The organism is Tolumonas auensis DSM 9187 (assembly GCF_000023065.1).
Lineage (GTDB): Bacteria > Pseudomonadota > Gammaproteobacteria > Enterobacterales > Aeromonadaceae > Tolumonas > Tolumonas auensis.
Genome location: NC_012691.1, coordinates 1,510,267 through 1,527,750 on the forward strand (window position 1 = coordinate 1,510,267; position 17,484 = coordinate 1,527,750).

The following is a 17,484-nucleotide window of genomic DNA, read 5'->3' on the forward strand; positions in this document are numbered from 1 at the left end:
CGGCCCGTAATGGGCCGTTTTGCTATGTGGAATATCTCTCTTAACCGGCTTGTTCTGCCGCTGATTCGATAGCTTCCTGTGCTCGTTGAGTCGCAGGTTTTGATAACAGCTCTTTCCATTTACGCATGGCTGAAATCAGGATGATGATCCCCAGCACCAGCATGATGATAGAGATGGCACCATTGAACAGGTTGTAACCTTTTGCCGCCGGATTGAAGTAAACATTCTTGATCATCCAGTAGCCGGCATATTGTACGGTCACGAACAGATAGGCCAGAGGGATCAGACATGTCAGTGCATAACGACGTTTCTGAGACAGGCGCAGGATAATGGTCGTACCGATGATTAGGCCCACAGAAGCCATCAGCTGATTAGATACCCCGAACAGTGCCCAGACTGAACCGATATCACCGGACATCAGCAGATAACCCCACATCACACAAGCTAACACGCTCGCACCAATCGCACCTGGCAACCAGTCCAGACGTTTCAGTGGTGAGTAGAATTCGCCAAAGAAATCCTGAATCAGATAGCGGGACACACGAGTACCAGAGTCAACCGCAGTCAGGATAAATACCGCTTCAAACATAACGACAAACTGAAAGAAGTAAGATGCCAGGCTGCTGAACCAGCTTACTTTAGTGAAGATGTAAGACATACCAACTGCCAGAGTAACGGCACCACCGGTACGACCATACAGATCCAGACCAATTTCCTGAGACAGTTGTGGCAAATCAACAACGTTCATGCCCAGAGTTGCAAAAGCAGCCGGAGATGAGTTGATTGCGAAATAATCTGCAGGATGTAACGCAGTGGCAGCAATCAGCGCCATCACGCCAACTACACATTCCGCCAGCATGGCACCGAAGGCGACAGGCAGGATGTCACTCCATTTGTCGACCAGTTTCGGTGTAGTACCAGAACCGATGAAGGCATGGAAACCAGAGATTGCACCGCAAGCGATGGTGATAGAAATAAATGGCCATACCGGACCACCCAGAACAGGGCCGCCGCCATGAATGAACTGAGTCAGGGCAGGGAATTTGATTTCAGGGTTGATGAACACCACACCGATCACCAGCGCACCGAATACACCAATCTTCATGAAGGAAGAGATGTAACCGCGAGGAGTCAGTAGTAACCAGACTGGCAGAGCGGTTGCGAAGAAGGCATAAATTGGCAGTGCCAGGCTGATAGTGGTTTCGTGCAGAGTCAACCAGTCACCGAACACGGTGCCCTGAATGTACGGGCCGAAGAACACGCAGGCCAGCACGGCAATAAAACCAACGATAGATGAGTTTTTCAGATCGCCGGTGTATTTGTGATATAAGCCAACCACCATGGAAATCGGAATGGTCATGAAGACGGCGAAAGTACCCCAAGGGTTACGTTCCAGCGCGTGCACAACGACCATAGACAAACCAGCCATGGTAATGGTGATGATGAACAGCATCGCCAGACCGGTACACCAACCAGCTACCGGGCCAAGCTCCGCTTTGGCAACTTCCGAAAGTGACTTGCCCTGATATTTCATTGAGGCAAATAGCACGACAGTATCGTGCACCGCACCGCCAATTACACAGCCTATCAGCAGCCAGAGGAAACTGGGCAGATAACCGTACTGGGCGGCCAGAACCGGACCAACTAAGGGGCCGGCAGCTGCGATAGCAGCAAAATGCTGACCGAAGTTAACCCAGCGGTTGGTTGGCACATAGTTCTTGCCATCAGATAACGCATGAGAAGGCGTTACCTGACTGTCATCGGCCTGAAGTACTTTACGAACAAAGAAAATACCGTAGAACCGATAACAAATAGCAAGAATACACAGTGCACTGATGACAAATGTAATTGCATGCGTCATGTGTGTTACTCCTGATTTAAGTGGAAGCTGACGCCAGATCCTTTCTGGCGGTACAGGTTCACTTTAGGAGACTCATTTCAGGAATAACATTTCTAATCAGGTGAGCGGTTGTATAGCGGATTAAGCGGTTATGATCCGTCGGGGAGTGGTTTTGCCATTATGGGATATTCAGGCTCTGCTTCAGAGGCTTCAGGTAGCGGCGACTGACCGGGATCCGTTGCTGCGCACGGGTGATGACCTCGGCACTGCCGTTTTCCAGCAGTTGAATTTCCGCCACCTGATCCGGATTAATCATGTATTGCCGGTGGCAGCGCAGGAAGGATGTTTTCTCTTCCAGTGTCCGCATGGTCAGTTGTGTAACACCAGCCTGCTTGGCACTGCAGACATGTACACCGGCCAAATCACTGTGGATATATTCCACCTCAGTTAGCGGCACTAAAAAAATACGGTTATGGCCCGAGCAGGGGATTGAACGCAGTGGTGCCAGTTCGGCCAGCGACTGATAAGAATGGTGAGTTAATTCTTTACGTAACCGGTGCAGTGTTTTTTCCAGGCGGGATGGTTCAATGGGCTTCAGCAGATAATCAAAGGCATTTTCTTCAAATGCTTTCAGCGCAAACTCATCATAGGCAGTAACAAAGACAATGGCCGGGATCTGCTCGGGATCAAGCATACTCACCATTTCCAGCCCGCTGATCCGGGGCATCTGGATATCCAGAAAGACGACATCCGGATGCAGCTTATGGATTGCCGGAATAGCCTCCAGCGCATTACTGCATTCCCCGATGATCTCTAAGTCTTCATATCCTTCAAGAATGCTGCGCAGCTCTTCTCTGGCGGGTAATTCATCATCAACAATGATCACGCGTAACATGTTTTAACCTCAGAAAACGGTAAATCAATGATGACCTGAGTCAAAACTTCCGGCTGACAATGCACGTGAACACCATATTGCTCACCGTAATGAGCTTTGATGCGGCGATCGACCAGATTCATACCCAGGCCATTACTACTTTCGCTTTTATCCGGCTGTGCTGGTGCATCAAACAATCCGGCATCGTCTTCCACCAGCAATTGCCAGTGATCGTCCTGAAGCTGACCGGTGATCGTAACGGTGCCGCCATCCATAGCGTGAGATATGCCGTGCTTTATCGCATTTTCCACGATGGGCTGCAGTGAGAATGCCGGCAATTTTTGATTCAGCAGTGATTCATCGATATTAAAGTGCACTTTAAGCCGGTCAGGAAAACGGGCCAGTTCTATCTGTAAATAACTATTTACGTGTTCCAGCTCTTCTTTCAGGGTGACTTCTTCTGCGCCCCGCCGTAAGTTTTTCCGGAAAAACAGCGACAGATGCTGGACTAACTGCCGGGCTTTCTCCGGATCAGTTCGGATAACGGAAGCCAGCGTGTTTAATGCATTAAACAGGAAATGCGGGTTAACCTGTGCGTGCAGCAGCTTGATTTCCGACTTGGTTAACAACGCACTCTGCGCGGAATATTTTCCTGCCAGAATCTGGGTGGAAAGCAATCTTGCCACACCTTCACCGAGCGTACGGTTCAGTGAAGAGAACAGTTTGCGTTTTGGTTCATAGAGTTTAATGGTGCCGATTACCTGATTATCTTCACCCCGCAACGGTATCACCAGCGTGGAACCAAGCTTGCAGCGGGGGTCGAGCGTACAGTGATAACGGATCAGGTTACCGTCGGCATAAACCACTTCATTATTCGCTATAGCCCGGAGTGTATGCGAAGAGGTAATCGGTGAACCGGGCAGGTGATGGTCTTCGCCAATACCAATAAACGCGAGCAGTTTTTCCCGATCGGTCAGTGCTACGGCACCCACGTTCGTTTCTTCCAGCAGAATACGGGCCAGCTGGGTGCAGTTCTCCTGATTGAAACCTTTATTCAGAATGCCCATCGAACGTTCGGCAATTTTCAACGCACGGGCAGAAAATGCGACCGAATATTTTTCGTACATCGCCCGCCGATCCAGCAACATCTGCATCAGAATGGCTGCGCCAAAACTGTTGGCCAGCATCATGGGTAATGCGATGTTCTGCACCAGATGCCATGCCTGATCAAACGGGCGGGCCAGTAACAGAATAATGCCCATTTGCAGGAATTCAGCGACTAAAGCGGTAGAAAAAACGATCCAGGGATTAAACAGCTGTTCCGGACGACGTTGCTGCAGGTAATAACGATGAACCAGTCCGCCAATGACACCTTCTGCAATCGTCGAAATCATGCAGGCAAATGAGGTAAAACCACCTAAGCTATAACGATGGATGCCACCTGTCAGTCCAACCATAAAACCGACCAGCGGGCCGCCGACGATTCCGCCCAGCACGGCGCCGGTCGCCCGGGTATTCGCTATTGAATTTTCGATCCGGAGTCCGAAGTAGGTACCCATAATGCAAAAAGCAGAAAAGATCAGATAACAGAGAATTTTATTTGGTAGTCTGATGGTGACTTGTGTAAGAGGCTGAAAAAGCGGTGTTTTACTCAGCAGATAAACAATAACCACATAGACGCACATTTGCTGCAGAAGCGACACGATAAGCGAGATTTGCTGAAGGCTCATGATGATATGGGATCCGTTTAATTTGCCCCATTGTAGGGAGACTGAGAGCGCTTAACTTTGTACCAGTTCATTTTTTCATAATAAAGCGCCGGAATAACAAGTTTTCAGGTAAAAAACTTGACCAGAATTCCGCACTTCATAGACTAATATACTGTGACTCTTACCGGGATCAGGCCGGATTACCCTTGGAAGGATAAGAAGATGAATAATATTCTGAAAATGGCAGCAGTGGCGACATTTACTCTGACTGCATTAAGCGCGCATGCTAAATCGGCAGAACCTGCTGTTATTTACGATACCGCGGGAAAATTTGATAAATCGTTTAACGAAGCCGTTTTCCGTGGCGGTGTTGAAGAATATAAAAAAGCCAAGAATATTACGGTTAAAGAATTTGAACCGCAAAATGAAGCACAGCGTGAACAAGGCCTGCGTCGTCTGGCCAGCCGCGGATTCAGCCCGATTGTTGCTGTTGGTTTTAATTTCTCATCTTCTGTCGAAAAAGTCGCCGCTGAATTCCCGGAAATTCAATTTACTATCATCGATTCAGTCGTTGATAAACCAAACGTACAATCTGTTGTATTTAAAGAACACGAAGGTTCCTTCCTGGTAGGTGCTCTGGCTGCACAGGCATCCAAAACCGGTAAAGTCGGTTTCGTCGGTGGTATGGATATTCCTCTGATTCGTAAATTCGAATGCGGTTACGAGCAGGGCGTGAAATATGTGAATCCGCAAGCCGAAGTATTCCAGAACATGACGGGTTCTACACCGGCGGCGTTTGCTGATCCGGCGAAAGGGGCCGAGCTGGCAAAAACCCAATTCTCTAAAGGTGCTGATGTTGTTTATGCTGCAGCCGGTGGCACGGGTCTGGGTGTTTATCAGGCCGCGAAAGATGCCGGTAAACTGGCGATCGGTGTCGATGCCAACCAGAACCATCTGCACCCGGGCACTATGCTGACATCTATGGTGAAAAGTGTCGGTCTGGCATCATTCCAGAGCTGGGATGAAGCCGCACAAGGCAAATGGAAAGGTGGTGTAAAAGCGTTAGGGCTGGCCGAGGGCGGTGTTGATTGGGCGCAGGATGAAAATAATACCAAACTGATCACGCCTGAAATGAAAGCGAAAATGGACAGCATCAAGCAAGATATTATCGCGGGTAAAATCAAGATCCACGATTATATGGCCGACAATACCTGTAAATATTGATCTCTTATTATTCCGTTATTCCGCAACCGGCCATCAGGGCCGGTTTTGTGTATTTATTAACTTGTGTTCTGGAAATCATACTGTGGCGCAATCAGACTCATATGCGTTAGAACTGAGCGGCATCGATAAGCGATTTGGGGAAGTTCACGCCAATAAGCATATCGATTTGCAGGTTTGTAAAGGTTCGATCCACGGCATCGTTGGGGAAAACGGTGCGGGAAAATCGACATTAATGAGCATCATTTATGGCTTTTATCATGCCGACAGCGGTGAGATGAAAGTGAAAGGCGCTCCTTATAAACCAGGGGGATCGCAGGACGCGATTGCCGCCGGTATCGGCATGGTGCATCAGCATTTTATGCTGGTGAACACCTTCACAGTATTAGAAAACATTATTCTTGGCGTGGAACATGGCTGGACGCTGGCACCGAGTCTTTCCGCAGCAAGAAAGAAACTGAAAGAACTGGCAGAACAATACGGTCTGGATGTTCCTCTTGATACCCGTATTGAAGATCTTCCGGTAGGGTTGCAACAGCGGGTTGAAATTCTGAAAGCACTCTATCGCGGTGCTGAAATTCTGATCCTGGATGAACCGACCGGTGTTTTAACACCGCAGGAAGCAGAGCATCTCTTCGCTATTCTGGCAAAACTCAAAGATCAGGGAACCACCATTATTCTGATCACGCATAAGCTCCGTGAAATCATGGCGATCACCGATCATGTTTCCGTGATGCGGCGTGGTGAAATGGTGGCGCATGTCACCACACAGGAAACCTCGCGTGAGGATCTGGCTGAACTGATGGTGGGGCGTAAGGTCCGTCTGAACGTCGATAAAGAAGCGGCTAACGTCGGTGATGCTCTGCTGAACGTCGACAAATTGCGTTACGTGGATGCCAGTGGTGTGGAACGCGTCAAATCCGTTTCCTTTAATGTCCGGGCCGGAGAAATTGTCGGTATCGCCGGTGTTTCCGGTAATGGACAGTCAGAATTACTGGAGTTGCTGGGCGGGATTATTGAACCGGCCAGTGGTTCGTTTTCCATCGGTGCACATAAAGTTGATGCAGCCGAGCCGGTTGATGCGGCCACCATGCGTGAATACGGTCTGGGACATGTGCCGGAAGATCGGCACAAGATGGGCCTGATCAATAAATTCTCAGCGCAGGAAGCCTTCATCATGGGGTATCACAACCGCGCTATGTATAACCGGGGCGTGTTACAGGATAAAAAGGCCATTTTGCGTGATTGTCAGGAAAAAATGGATAAGTGGGATGTGCGCCCGGCTAACCCGCAATCGAAAACAGCCAATTTCTCCGGCGGTAATCAGCAAAAACTGGTTCTTGCCCGTGAAGTAGAAAAGAATCCGGATGTATTGCTGATTGGTCAGCCTACCCGCGGGGTCGATATCGGCGCGATAGAATTTATTCACAAGCAGGTCATCGCCATGCGTGATGCGGGCAAGGCGGTATTGCTGGTATCGGTCGAGCTGGACGAAATTCTGTCACTGTCTGATCGTATTCTGGTGATGTTTGATGGCGCTATCGTTGGCGAGGTTTCTGCGGCACAGGCGGATGAAAAAACGCTGGGCCTGATGATGGCCAATATCATGCCTGATCATTTGCAGGCTAACCAAGGGGATCAAGTATGAGTCAGCAACGGATCCCGCTTTGGGTCAACGTCGGACTTATTCCGTTAGTAAACCTTCTGATGGCGTTTGCTGTTTCAGCACTGCTGTTTTATTACATTGAGATCAATCCGCTCGATGCGGTGCAGGTCATGTGGCAAGGCGCTTTCGGCTATGCCGAAGGGGTTGGTTTTACACTTTACTATGCTACCGGCTTTATCTTTACTGGTCTGGCGGTAGCGGTTGCCTATCATGCCGGATTATTCAATATCGGCGGAGAAGGGCAGGCCTATGTCGGCGGGCTGGGTGTCGGTCTGGTCTGCCTGTGGCTGGGTGATACGTTGCCTCTGTATCTGCTGTTACCGCTGGCATTGCTGGCTGGTGGCCTGTTTGGCGCAGCATGGGCATTTGTTCCTGCCTATCTGCAGGCGAAGCGTGGCAGCCATATCGTTATCACAACTATTATGTTCAATTTCATTGCCTCATCACTGATGGCGTATCTGCTTGTGGATGTGCTGAAACCAGCCAGTACCATGGCGCCGGAGAGTGCCGTGTTCGCTGAGGCAAGCTGGTTACCGAAAATACATGCAGTGCTGGCCGCCATCGGAATTGATATGCCGGCAAGCCCGGTAAACATCAGTCTGCTGTGGGCGTTACTGTGTGCTTTGTTTGTCTGGGGCTTCTTGTGGTACACCCGCTGGGGTTATCAAATCCGCTCGGTCGGTGCCAATGCCCATGCTGCCAGCTATGCCGGTATTTCATATTCCAGAGTCACTATCATGGCGATGGCCATTTCGGGGATGCTGGCCGGATTCTTTGCACTGAACGTAATTCAGGGCGAGTTACACCAGATAAAACTGAACTATGTCGAAGGCTTTGGCTTTACCGGTATCGCCGTTGCATTGATGGGACGCAATCATCCTGTCGGCGTCATTCTGGCCAGTCTGCTGTTCGGTTTTCTCTATCAGGGCGGGGCAGAGCTCAGCTTCGAATATGGTGTAGACCGCAATATCGTCGTGGTATTGCAAGGCCTGGTGATCCTGTTTTCGGGAGCACTGGAGCATATGTTTAAACCTCGCCTGGAGGCACTGTATATCAAACTTGCCGGTCAAAAGGAGGCAGCATAATGTACGAAACATTAATATTAATGCTGGATTCGACTATCCGTGTTGCCACTCCGTTGATCTTCGCTGTACTGGCCGGACTTTTCTGTGAGCGTTCCGGTGTGGTTAACATAGGTCTGGAAGGTAATTTGCTGGCGGCAGCGTTTGCAGGTGCCGCGACAGCATCAATGACAGGATCTGCATTGCAGGGTGTGATAGCCGGTGTGCTGGTTTCTGTGGCGACGTCCCTGTTACATGGTTTTGCCACCATCACTCACCGTGGTGATCAGGTTGTAAGTGGTATGGCGGTGAATATTCTGGCTGCCGGTCTGACTGTGACACTTGGTCGTTACTGGTTCGATCAGGGCGGGCAAACGCCTGCACTTGATGGCGATGCCCGGTTTGCACCGCTGCATTTTCCGTTTGAAAAGGAAATGTTTGATGTTCCGGTGATCGGTCAGCTTTATTCTGAGCTGCTGAGTGGTCATACGCTTCTGGAATATATTGCGCTTCTGGCGGTGCCGACTGCATGGTGGGTTTTATACCGGACCCGTTTCGGCTTGCGTCTGCGGGCGGTAGGTGAAGCACCAGCGGCGGTTGATACTGCCGGGATCTCGGTAATTCGTCTGCGGTACAGTGCGATCCTGATTTGTGGTCTGCTCGCCGGGTTAGGGGGCGTCTATCTCTCTATGGCACAAACTGCGCAGTTTATTCCCAATATGAGTGCCGGTAAGGGCTATATGGCGCTGGCCGCATTGGTATTCGGGAAGTGGCGTCCGTGGACGGCGATGAGCGCCTGTCTGCTGTTTGGTTTTCTGGATGCCATGGCGATTCGTTTGCAAGGCGTTGAAATTGCAGGCCATACTATTCCGGTTCAAATCATAGAAGCGTTACCGTATATGTTAACCGTATTCCTGCTGGCCGGATTTATCGGCAAAGCTGTTGCGCCAAAAGCACTGGGTACGGCATATGTGAAAGAGCGGGAATAAGTTTCCTCAAAAATTCTGATTTCTGCAGAGCAGCCTTCGGGTTGCTCTTTTTTTAAGTGGTGTTTTAGGGCTTGCAAAAATAGCTGAGACTGGTATTTTGTCATCGGAGCTAATGCTAATTCAGAATTATGTCAATACAAGATTAAAATTCAGGATGCAGTGTTGGTGTAAAGATAAGTTTACAGAGTGGTGCCATCATGCAGAAAGATTCACTGAATAATATTAATATCCAATCAGAACAAGTACTCCTGACTCCGGACGAGCTGAAAGCCAAAGTCCCGGTTTCGGATGAAACATACTCCTTCATCGCTGATGCCCGTCGTCAGATCGCTGATATCGTTCATCATCAGGATCATCGTTTATTAGTGATCTGCGGTCCTTGTTCTATCCATGATATGGAAGCAGCTAAAGACTACGCCACTCGTCTGAAAGCGCTGCACGACAAATATGCCGATACGCTGTATATCGTAATGCGTGTTTATTTTGAAAAACCACGTACCACTGTCGGCTGGAAAGGCTTTATCAATGATCCAAACCTGGACGGTACATTTGATATCGAGCTGGGCTTGCAGAAAGCACGTGAACTGCTTTCCTGGTTAGGTGAACTGCGTCTGCCACTGGCAACTGAAGCACTGGATCCTATCAGCCCGCAATATCTGGCGGATTTGTTCAGCTGGTCTGCTATCGGTGCGCGTACCACTGAATCTCAGACTCACCGCGAAATGGCTTCTGGTCTTTCCATGCCGGTTGGTTTCAAAAATGGTACTGATGGTAATCTGGATACCGCTATTAACGCATTGAAAGCGGCATCTTCTTCACACCGTTTTATGGGTATCAACCAGCAGGGACAAGTAGCTCTGCTGCAGACACAGGGTAATCCTGATGGTCATGTGATCCTGCGCGGTGGTAAACAGCCTAACTATGATTCTGTTAACGTTGCACTGGCTGAACAGGAACTGGCCAAAGCCAAATTACCAGCCAGCCTGGTAGTGGATTGCAGCCACGGCAACTCTAATAAAAATCACCGCTTGCAGCCACTGGTTGCTGAAAACGTGATCCGTCAGATTCAGGATGGAAATAAATCCATCATTGGTATTATGCTGGAATCAAATATCGGTGAAGGTGCTCAGTCCAGTGAACAGCCAAAATCTGATATGGCTTACGGTGTGTCTATCACTGATGCCTGTATTGACTGGCATGCTACTGATAAATTACTGGCTGGTTGCTACGAAGAGCTGAAAGAGCCTCTGAAAGATCGACTCTGAGCCCGAACACAATGCATAATATACTCCGGCCCTAAGGCCGGAGTTTTTTTAATGGAAGCATAGGGATGAATGAAGAGCTGAATGCGTTGCGTGATCAGATTGATCATGTCGACAAGCAACTGGTTGATCTTCTGGCACAGCGTCTGAAATTGGTTGCCGGAGTAGGGGAAGTTAAAAGCCGGTACGGTATACCAGTTTATGCACCGGATCGTGAAGCTGCAATGCTGGCCAGCCGCAGAGCGGAAGCTGAAGCATCCGGCATTCCGGCTGATCTGATAGAAGATGTACTGCGCCGCGTGATGCGTGAATCATACAGCAGTGAAAATGACTCTGGCTTTAAATGTGTCAAACCTGATCTGCGTCGTATTGTTGTGGTCGGTGGTAAGGGTCAGCTGGGACGGTTATTCGTCCAGATGTTCCGTCTTTCCGGCTATCAGGTTGAGATCCTGGAAAAGGATGACTGGGCACGCGCAGATACCCTGCTGGCTGATGCCAGTGTGGTGCTGGTAGCCGTACCGATTGATATTTCCTGTCAGATCATCGATCAATTGAATAACTTGCCGGCGGATTGCCTGCTGGTTGATATCACCAGTATCAAGCAAAAGCCGCTGCAGCACATGCTGGCTGCTCATGCTGGTCCTGTGCTGGGCCTGCACCCGATGTTTGGTCCGGATGTGGCCAGTCTGGCGAAGCAGGTTATTGTTTGTTGTGACGGCCGTGGAGCAGATCAGTATCAGTGGTTACTGGAGCAGATGCAGATCTGGGGTGCCCGTTTACAGAGTGTGACCGCCAAAGAACACGATGATGCGATGAGCTTTATTCAGGCTCTGCGCCATTTCACTACTTATGCATATGGCTACCATTTATTTGAAGAGAAAGCTGACATCAAATGTCTGCTGGCATTAAGCTCTCCGATTTATCGTCTGGAGCTGGCAATGGTGGGGCGTCTCTTCGCTCAGGATCCTGTTTTGTATGCAGATATTATTCTTTCATCAGAACAGAATCTGCAGCTTATCCGCCGTTATCATCAGCGTATGGGTGATGCTATTCAGCGGCTGGAAAAAGGCGATAAACAGGCATTTATTTCTCATTTCCAGGAAGTGTCTGCTTACTTTGGTGAGTATGCACAGCAATTCCTCAAAGAGAGTAAGCAGTTACTGGCGCAGGCCAGTGATCGTCGTCATCACGACTGATCTGTCCAATGAAACAAAGAGGCCAGCAATTGCTGGCCTCTTTGTTTTTGAGAAAATTTAAGAAAGCGACATCATCTAAAGCGATTTCAGCGGAATATTATGTTCCTTGAAATAACGGATTGCGCCCGGATGTAACGGGACAGTCAAACCGGCATTCGCCATGTCTTCGGGTTTTAATCCTTTTAAGGCCGGATGACTTCTTTCCAGTTGTTGCAGATTTTCCATCGTGGTTTTCACGATCTGGTAGGCTGTTTCTTCATCCAGTTCATCGGTTGTCAGCAAAGTGGCTGAAACACCAAAAGTGCTGATATCGCTGTCATTTCCACGATATAACCCGCCCGGAATAGTCATCGCCTTGTATTCAGGATGAGTGGCCAGAATGCTCTTAAGTTGTTCTGGTGCGATAGCAACCAGCTGGGTATCACAACTGTTGGTTGCTTCCCTGATCGCACCGTTAGGATGGCCAGCAATATATACAAAAGCATCGATCTGGTTATCACATAGCGCCTGAGCACGCTCATCAGCGTCCAGAACTGATATTACCGGGAAATCAGTCTGTTTCCAGTTGAGTTGCTGCATTAACAACTGCATGGATGCGTGCTCACCGGATCCGACGTTACCGATATCAATGCGTTTTCCGACCAAATCAGAAAGCTGAGCTATATTGCTGTCCTGACGGGCAATGATGGTAAATGCTTCGGGGTAGAGGCTGAACAAAGCCCTTAGCTGAGGCATCTTCCCGTCCTGAACAAATTCCACGCTACCGGTAAACGCATGCTGCTGAATATCTGACTGGACCAGTGCTAATGGTACTTCTTTATTCCGGAGCTTCTGAATATTAGCAACGGAACCCGGGCTGGTCGTCACAGAACAACGTAACAGATGTTGTCTCTGGCTTTTATTTAATTGCCGGCAGATAGCACCGCCGGCCGGATAATAAACACCAGATACGCTTCCGGTTGATATGGTCAGATTGACAGGAGCAGCGGCATAAGAACTACTGCTGATTCCAAATGTGAGACATATCCATGTCAGTGCATTTGTCAAATATACGCTACAGAAACGCATGCAAGACATAGTTTTTCCTGTGGTTGTTGATCATAAATGCAAAAGCGGGATTATCCCTGTTTTACTTCTGAACCGCCAGCCGTGTCAATTGAATCACTTTGACCATCCGATCCAGTGCCTGCTGCAGTAATGTACGGCTGCAACCGAAATTCAGACGAACAAAATTTTTATCGCCAAACTGCGCGCCAGGCGAAAGACCGACACCGCCAGCTTCAAATGCAGCAATAGGGTCTGCCATACCTAAGCCGGAGACATCAATCCATGCCAGATACGTCGCTTCCAGTTTTGCGATTTTGATACCCGGTAAACAACCCAGGGTCTTTTCAACCAGATCCCGGTTAGCCCGTAAGTATTCAATTTGTGCCTGTAACCACTCATCACCATGCTCATAGGCGGCTTCTGCTGCAACCAGACCAATCAGGTTGTTATCAGCCATCAAGCCGCGCATTGCCTGCTGTAATTTAAAGCGTAAGCGGCTGTCCGGAATGATAGCAAACGAGCTGCACAGGCCCGCAATATTGAATGTTTTGCTTGGGGCCATTAATACCGCGCTGCGTGCTGCGGCTTCAGGTGAAAGTGAAGCAAAAGGAATATGTTGTGCATCTGGTTCCAGTAGCAAGTCACAATGAATTTCATCTGAAATGACGATCAGGTCGTGGCGGATTGCAATGTCAGCAATGCGTTGCAATTCTTCACGGGTAAATACGGTACCACCCGGATTATGCGGATTACATAACAGCAGTACATCGGCACTCTGCGCTTGTTGTTCCAGCATTGCAAAATCGGGCAGCCAGCGATCTTCAACCAGTTGCATTGGCAGATAGCTGACAGGGCGATCATTATGCTCAGGCGCATGCAGAAATGGATAATAGACCGGCTTCGGTGTGATAACATGCTGTTCCGGGCGACACCATGCTTTGATTCCAAAATTCAGACTAGGCACCACGCCAGGCATGAACAGCAGCCACTCCGGTTCAATTTTCCAGCCATAACGCTGTTGCATCCGTTCGATCACCAGTTCAATCAGGCGAGGGGATGGACGGCTATAGCCAAAGACACCGTGGGCCACACGTTGCTGTAATGCATCAATGACACCTTGTGGTGCCATGAAGTCGGTATCAGCTACCCATAATGGAATAATGTCCTGATCTCTATATTTATTCCATTTCAGGCTGTTTGTACCGCGGCGATCAATCTGCTTATCGAAATCAAACATGCTGCATCCCTGTAAAATTAGTGAGCAATATCAAAGAATCGCCACTCTAGGGTGAATTAATCAGTGGCGCAAGGAGAAACAAAAGCAAATGAAACGTTTATTACCCGCTTTCATGCGAAACGCGGTCGAGATGAGTTTCATGGGAGTCACATTTCTGACGGGTCTCGCTATCGCGTTTCTTGTGCCGGTATTGAGCCTGTTTCTGAGCGATGAATTGCATGTCCGCCCTTTGCTGGTGGGGGCATTTTTTACAGTGAACGCGGTGATGGGGATCATCATCGGACAAGTGCTGGCCAAGTATTCTGACAACCTTAACAATCGTAAGCCATTGATCATGATCTGTGGTATTGCCGGTATTCTGGGCAGTTTGTTATATGCGTTCGACCGGCATTTTGGTGTGTTGATCAGTCTGGGAATTGTGCTGATGAGCCTTTGTGGATCGATGACTCCTCAGCTTTACGCATTAGCCCGGGAATATACGGATGCAGAAAATAAGCAGGCGATCACTTTCAGTACGGTGATGCGTGCGCAGTTCTCACTGGCATGGGTTATCGGGCCGCCGCTGGCATTTTTTATTGTGGCTAATTTTGATTTTACCCGGCTTTTTACCGGCGTGGCTGTTCTGTATTTACTTTGTGTCCTGATCATCGTGCGCTATTTGCCGGTGATACCACGTCAGATTGTCGCACCGGATAAATCAGCCGGGAGTATCTGGCAAAATCAGCGTTTGTGTCTGTTATTTTTAAGTTCATTTCTGCTGTGGACTTGTAACAGCATGTATCTGATTACTATGCCTCTTTATATCAGCAAAGTACTGCATTGGCAGCAGGGGTTGGCGGGATGGCTGATGGGGCTGGCCGCCGGTCTGGAGATCCCGGTCATGCTGCTGGCTGGCCGTTATAGTCTGCGCATTGGGAATCGCCGGCTGATGCTGATTTCCGGTGTGTCAGCGGTGGTGTTTTATGTGGTATTGCTATTATCGCAACAACCGCTGATCCTGTTTCTGGCCCAGATACCGAATGCCTTGTTTATCGGCATTTTAGCCGGGATTGGGATGACCTGTTTTCAGGATCTGCTGCCGGGATATGCCGGTCAGGCATCAACACTATTCAGTAACAGTATCCGGTGCGGCGGTATTGTCGCGGGAATGCTTGCCGGTACTATTACTGAATGGTTCCGGTTTGATGGCGTGTTTCTCTGTGCCCTGGGATTATCGGCATGTGCATTATTGGCCTTATGGCGGATCAGCTCGCTGTAGTTGGCGGGCTGAGTTCAACCTCAGCTGATTTCTTGTTATTCAGCCAGTAACTTGCTGTCAGCGGATGTGACAGACGCAGGCATTCCAGAAGACAGTTTGCGCTTGGCCCCAGACGTTCTGGTGCCGGTACAATCAGATGTGTGAAAATCTTGCGTTCATTACCTTCGCGCAAGCGGATCCGGTGTAACTGCTGCCGCTGAATAAAACCTTCAACCAGATGTTGCGGAATCCACGCAAATCCCATTCCGGAAAGAATAGTTTCGATTGCCTCGTGAAAGTTGGTGACGGTCCAGCGCTGTTCGGCTTTCAGCCAGCCGGTTAACTCTTTCGGATTTTTAGCCGTATCGCGGATCACTATCTGCAAGTGCTGACTGAGCTCTTCACTGGTCAGCAGACCGGTTTCCAGCGCCATCGGATGCTGAGGGTGACAGACAGGCAGAAATGTTACTTCAGATAATGGTTCGCCAAGAAAACCTTTGGGCACCAGACCGGCGATCACGATGTTGGCCCGATGCTCCTGAATAAACTCTTCCGTACCACCCAGAACAGAATCGAACAGTTGCAGGTGCGTGCCCCGGGAGATGGGATAATAATTCTGCAGCGCGCGGTTCAGGGGGCGGCGTGGGTGCGCAATTTCAACCGCAAGCCGGATTTCAGCTTCCCAGCCCTGATGAATATTGTGCGCAAGCAGCTCCAGCTCCTGCATGTTCTGGTTGAGCAGTTTGGCTCTGCGCAGAAACATATCGCCGGCATCGGTCAGGTAGGCTTTACGGCCACGGACTTCCAGCAGAGCAACGCCGAGCGTTTGTTGCAGTTTGGCAATAGCATGATTGAGAGACGACTGACTCTTGTTGAGTTTTTCTGCGGCCTGAGCATAACCACCATACTCGACAACAGCCTGAAATATACGCCATTGCTCTAGTGTGCTTTTCGGACGAAACATCGCTGCCGTCTCCAATTATTTGCGCTGTTCTCAGCCAATCATCCGGAAAATATTTTGTCTGCTGGTCTAACCGCGTAGAATGCAACAGTTTTTCATTTTCAGGAGAGCATGAATGGCATTTATTTATGATTATGGTTTATTTGCTGCAAAGAGTATCACACTTGTTACAGTGATTGCTTTGGGTGTGATCACTATCATAGCTGCAATAGCCCGGAATAAAATGCGTAAAGGTGCTTTGGATATCACCGATCTTTCCGCAGATTATCAGAAAAATAAGAAGCACTTGATTGAATCATTACTGAACAAAGAACAGCGTAAAGCTTTTACTAAAGAGCAGAAAAAAGAAGCGAAAGAACAGAAAAAAAATGCAGCTGAATCAACAAAGTCCCGTCTGTTCCTGATTGATTTTAAAGGTGGAATGGATGCACGGGAAGTTTCATCGCTGCGTGAGGAAATTACGGCTGTATTAACCATGGCCAAAAGTGATGACGAAGTGCTGATCCGGGTAGAGTCGGGTGGCGGTGTCGTGCATGGCTATGGTCTGGGGGCGTCTCAGTTACAGCGCATTCGTGATCAGGGTTTGTATCTGACTGTATCGATCGATAAAGTCGCTGCCAGTGGTGGTTATATGATGGCTTGTGTGGCGCAGAAAATTATTGCGGCACCCTTCGCTATCGTGGGTTCTATCGGTGTCGTTGCTCAGTTACCCAACTTTAACCGTTTGCTGAAGAAACATGATGTTGATGTTGAATTGCACACTGCCGGACAATTCAAGCGCACCCTGACTATCTTCGGCGAGAATGACGACAAGGCCCGTGAGAAATTTAAAGCTGAACTGGAAACGGTGCATCAGCAATTCAAACAGTTCGTCAGTGAACATCGTCCGCGGATGGATATGGAGCAGATTGCTACCGGTGAACATTGGCTGGCAGCAGAAGCAAAAAAATTAGGATTGGTTGATGAGTTGCGTACCAGCGATGATTATCTGCTGTCTCAGTTTGAACAGAAGCAGGTGATTAAAGTGACTTACCACAATAAAAAAGGTCTGGCCGATCGCTTCTCACATGCAGCGTCATTAGCTGTCGAAAGAGCCGTCTACCGCATCATCGAGACCTGTAAAATCCCGTTCTGATAGTCAAAAATGAGAATTTTGCCGTTTAAACGTAAATAAAAGTTGATTA

At 49.0% G+C, this 17,484-nt stretch carries 14 protein-coding genes; 8 read left to right on the plus strand and 6 right to left on the minus strand.

Features of this window, described 5'->3' with window-relative positions:
* Positions 1 to 40: 40 nt before the first annotated feature.
* From TOLA_RS06990 to TOLA_RS07000, 3 genes are all read right to left on the minus strand, one after another.
* Positions 41 to 1,861, minus strand: a complete 1,821-nt coding sequence (locus tag TOLA_RS06990) for a carbon starvation CstA family protein (RefSeq protein WP_012729583.1) — start codon at positions 1,859 to 1,861, stop codon at positions 41 to 43.
* Between the two features lie 157 nt (positions 1,862 to 2,018).
* Positions 2,019 to 2,735, minus strand: a complete 717-nt coding sequence (btsR, locus tag TOLA_RS06995; protein WP_012729584.1) for a two-component system response regulator BtsR — start codon at positions 2,733 to 2,735, stop codon at positions 2,019 to 2,021.
* Entirely contained in the window at positions 2,723 to 4,444 is a 1,722-nt protein-coding gene (locus TOLA_RS07000) for a sensor histidine kinase (protein ID WP_012729585.1), read from the minus strand. Before TOLA_RS07000 ends, btsR begins: the two co-directional genes overlap by 13 nt.
* 201 nt (positions 4,445 to 4,645) lie before the next feature.
* Between TOLA_RS07000 and TOLA_RS07005 the strand changes: the two genes are divergently transcribed.
* The 6 genes from TOLA_RS07005 to tyrA all read left to right on the plus strand — a co-directional run bounded on the left by TOLA_RS07005 (position 4,646) and on the right by tyrA (position 11,818).
* Complete coding sequence (locus tag TOLA_RS07005) at positions 4,646 to 5,647, plus strand: BMP family lipoprotein (RefSeq protein ID WP_012729586.1); 1,002 nt, start codon at positions 4,646 to 4,648, stop codon at positions 5,645 to 5,647.
* Between the two features lie 82 nt (positions 5,648 to 5,729).
* Positions 5,730 to 7,292, plus strand: a complete 1,563-nt coding sequence (locus TOLA_RS07010; protein ID WP_012729587.1) for an ABC transporter ATP-binding protein — start codon at positions 5,730 to 5,732, stop codon at positions 7,290 to 7,292.
* Positions 7,289 to 8,395 carry an ABC transporter permease gene (locus TOLA_RS07015; RefSeq protein ID WP_012729588.1) on the plus strand — a complete coding sequence of 369 codons (1,107 nt, stop codon included), beginning with the start codon at positions 7,289 to 7,291 and terminating at the stop codon, positions 8,393 to 8,395. Before TOLA_RS07010 ends, TOLA_RS07015 begins: the two co-directional genes overlap by 4 nt.
* Positions 8,395 to 9,360, plus strand: a complete 966-nt coding sequence (locus tag TOLA_RS07020; protein WP_012729589.1) for an ABC transporter permease — start codon at positions 8,395 to 8,397, stop codon at positions 9,358 to 9,360. The genes TOLA_RS07015 and TOLA_RS07020 overlap by 1 nt, the downstream gene beginning before the upstream one ends.
* A 197-nt stretch (positions 9,361 to 9,557) precedes the next feature.
* Positions 9,558 to 10,625, plus strand: coding sequence for a 3-deoxy-7-phosphoheptulonate synthase (locus TOLA_RS07025; protein WP_012729590.1), 1,068 nt, complete (start codon positions 9,558 to 9,560; stop codon positions 10,623 to 10,625).
* 65 nt (positions 10,626 to 10,690) lie between these two features.
* A complete protein-coding gene (gene tyrA / locus TOLA_RS07030) occupies positions 10,691 to 11,818 on the plus strand; it encodes a bifunctional chorismate mutase/prephenate dehydrogenase (protein WP_012729591.1) in 1,128 nt (375 codons plus the stop codon).
* A 75-nt stretch (positions 11,819 to 11,893) separates the two neighbouring features.
* Here tyrA and TOLA_RS07035 read toward each other — a convergent pair whose 3' ends face one another.
* Together TOLA_RS07035 and TOLA_RS07040 are read right to left on the minus strand one after the other, a co-directional pair.
* Positions 11,894 to 12,895 carry a TAXI family TRAP transporter solute-binding subunit gene (locus TOLA_RS07035; RefSeq protein ID WP_012729592.1) on the minus strand — a complete coding sequence of 334 codons (1,002 nt, stop codon included), beginning with the start codon at positions 12,893 to 12,895 and terminating at the stop codon, positions 11,894 to 11,896.
* A 52-nt stretch (positions 12,896 to 12,947) separates the two neighbouring features.
* A complete protein-coding gene (locus TOLA_RS07040) occupies positions 12,948 to 14,102 on the minus strand; it encodes a MalY/PatB family protein (RefSeq protein WP_012729593.1) in 1,155 nt (384 codons plus the stop codon).
* An 88-nt stretch (positions 14,103 to 14,190) separates the two neighbouring features.
* On the opposite strand from TOLA_RS07040, the gene TOLA_RS07045 reads away from it, so the two are divergent.
* Entirely contained in the window at positions 14,191 to 15,360 is a 1,170-nt protein-coding gene (locus TOLA_RS07045) for a sugar efflux transporter (protein WP_012729594.1), read from the plus strand.
* On the opposite strand, the gene TOLA_RS07050 is transcribed toward TOLA_RS07045, so the two are convergent.
* Positions 15,347 to 16,303 (minus strand): LysR family transcriptional regulator, encoded by a 957-nt coding sequence (locus TOLA_RS07050; RefSeq protein ID WP_012729595.1) that lies wholly within the window; start codon positions 16,301 to 16,303, stop codon positions 15,347 to 15,349. The two genes, TOLA_RS07045 and TOLA_RS07050, sit on opposite strands and share 14 nt — an antisense overlap.
* Before the next feature lie 112 nt (positions 16,304 to 16,415).
* Here TOLA_RS07050 and sohB point away from each other — a divergent pair, with 112 nt between their 5' ends.
* Positions 16,416 to 17,435: a protease SohB gene (sohB, locus tag TOLA_RS07055; RefSeq protein ID WP_012729596.1), complete on the plus strand. Its 1,020-nt coding sequence runs from the start codon at positions 16,416 to 16,418 to the stop codon at positions 17,433 to 17,435.
* Positions 17,436 to 17,484 lie beyond the last annotated feature (49 nt).

Bases quoted from the DNA above. Each gene is read 5' to 3' on its own strand.
- TOLA_RS07050 (WP_012729595.1), bottom strand. From the start codon at position 16,303: ATGTTTCGTCCGAAAAGCACACTAGAGCAATGGCGTATATTTCAGGCT.
- TOLA_RS06990 (WP_012729583.1), bottom strand. From the start codon at position 1,861: ATGACGCATGCAATTACATTTGTCATCAGTGCACTGTGTATTCTTGCT.
- btsR (WP_012729584.1), bottom strand. From the start codon at position 2,735: ATGTTACGCGTGATCATTGTTGATGATGAATTACCCGCCAGAGAAGAG.
- TOLA_RS07015 (WP_012729588.1), top strand. From the start codon at position 7,289: ATGAGTCAGCAACGGATCCCGCTTTGGGTCAACGTCGGACTTATTCCG.
- TOLA_RS07020 (WP_012729589.1), top strand. From the start codon at position 8,395: ATGTACGAAACATTAATATTAATGCTGGATTCGACTATCCGTGTTGCC.
- sohB (WP_012729596.1), top strand. From the start codon at position 16,416: ATGGCATTTATTTATGATTATGGTTTATTTGCTGCAAAGAGTATCACA.
- TOLA_RS07035 (WP_012729592.1), bottom strand. From the start codon at position 12,895: ATGTCTTGCATGCGTTTCTGTAGCGTATATTTGACAAATGCACTGACA.
- TOLA_RS07005 (WP_012729586.1), top strand. From the start codon at position 4,646: ATGAATAATATTCTGAAAATGGCAGCAGTGGCGACATTTACTCTGACT.
- TOLA_RS07025 (WP_012729590.1), top strand. From the start codon at position 9,558: ATGCAGAAAGATTCACTGAATAATATTAATATCCAATCAGAACAAGTA.
- TOLA_RS07040 (WP_012729593.1), bottom strand. From the start codon at position 14,102: ATGTTTGATTTCGATAAGCAGATTGATCGCCGCGGTACAAACAGCCTG.
- tyrA (WP_012729591.1), top strand. From the start codon at position 10,691: ATGAATGAAGAGCTGAATGCGTTGCGTGATCAGATTGATCATGTCGAC.
- TOLA_RS07000 (WP_012729585.1), bottom strand. From the start codon at position 4,444: ATGAGCCTTCAGCAAATCTCGCTTATCGTGTCGCTTCTGCAGCAAATG.
- TOLA_RS07045 (WP_012729594.1), top strand. From the start codon at position 14,191: ATGAAACGTTTATTACCCGCTTTCATGCGAAACGCGGTCGAGATGAGT.